This is a genomic window from Serratia sp. 506_PEND, from assembly GCF_001076875.1.
Lineage (GTDB): Bacteria > Pseudomonadota > Gammaproteobacteria > Enterobacterales > Enterobacteriaceae > Serratia > Serratia marcescens.
In genome coordinates this window covers 1-847 of sequence record NZ_JVEL01000307.1, presented here as the reverse complement: position 1 = coordinate 847, position 847 = coordinate 1, and the positions used below count along the sequence as shown (strand labels likewise).

Genomic DNA, 847 nt, shown 5'->3' with positions numbered 1-847 from the left:
TATGATTTATTCTGCATTTTTTGAGCGGGGTTTATCACAGTTTAAAAACAGTTTGATTGATCTTAGTAGCCTGCCGTTAGCAACATTGTCATAACATTCACGTACCCACTAAGACCAAATCAAACGGCCCGTTTCTTATCAGACGCTAGGCTTTCTGTGTCTGCGCGTTCTTCGTTATCAGCACCACACTCTTTAGCCTTCTCGTAGTTATGATTAGCAACTGCCTCTGTTTGTGGTTGCTTGCCGAGAATTTTTTCTTTCACCACCTTATCAAGCTTCAGCAGCGCTATGTTGTCCTCGTCAAGTAGATAGAGGATGGTTTCAACGCCTTTACGTGCCAGCATAGCTGTTAGCTGGCGTCTCTCGTCACGAGTTAGAAAGGATAGTATTTCGGTCAGACCATCACCATCAGATTCGTGTTTTTCGTGTTTTACTGGTGTCTCACCTTGCCCTGATCTTAACCACTCAAGGCTAACACCTTCACTTTCAGCAATGCGTGAGAGCAGGTTGTCACGTGGCATGGGGGAGTCTTTCTCTGTTTTGAAATAGCTGTTCAGAGTGTTGATGTTTACCCCCCACGCTCGAGCTGCTGCGCTCCTTGAAGGGTGCCTTCTTACAAGCAAGGAAATTCTATCTATAACAGGTTCTTTACCCTGTTCTTGAAAAGTACTTTGTCGTTCTTTTCTCATATATGGTTCTTTTCCTTGTAACTCTATGAAAATGAATAAATTTAAAACAAAAACACCAAAATACGAAAAACACCTTGTTTTCGTGTTTTTCGTGATCTAGTATTTATCCGTAGAGATAACCGCTCGGTTATCCGCACAGATAACTTTTTAGGATAGAT

1 protein-coding gene is annotated in these 847 nt (G+C 42.0%); it reads right to left on the bottom strand.

What is annotated here, in order from left to right; translation table 11 throughout:
* Nucleotides 1-119 precede the first annotated feature (119 nt).
* Nucleotides 120-689: a hypothetical protein gene (locus ADK28_RS08480; RefSeq protein WP_048795415.1), complete on the bottom strand. Its 570-nt coding sequence runs from the start codon at nucleotides 687-689 to the stop codon at nucleotides 120-122.
* Nucleotides 690-847 lie beyond the last annotated feature (158 nt).

Coding starts and splice junctions, on each gene's coding strand:
- ADK28_RS08480 (WP_048795415.1), bottom strand. CDS start 689: ATGAGAAAAGAACGACAAAGTACTTTTCAAGAACAGGGTAAAGAACCT.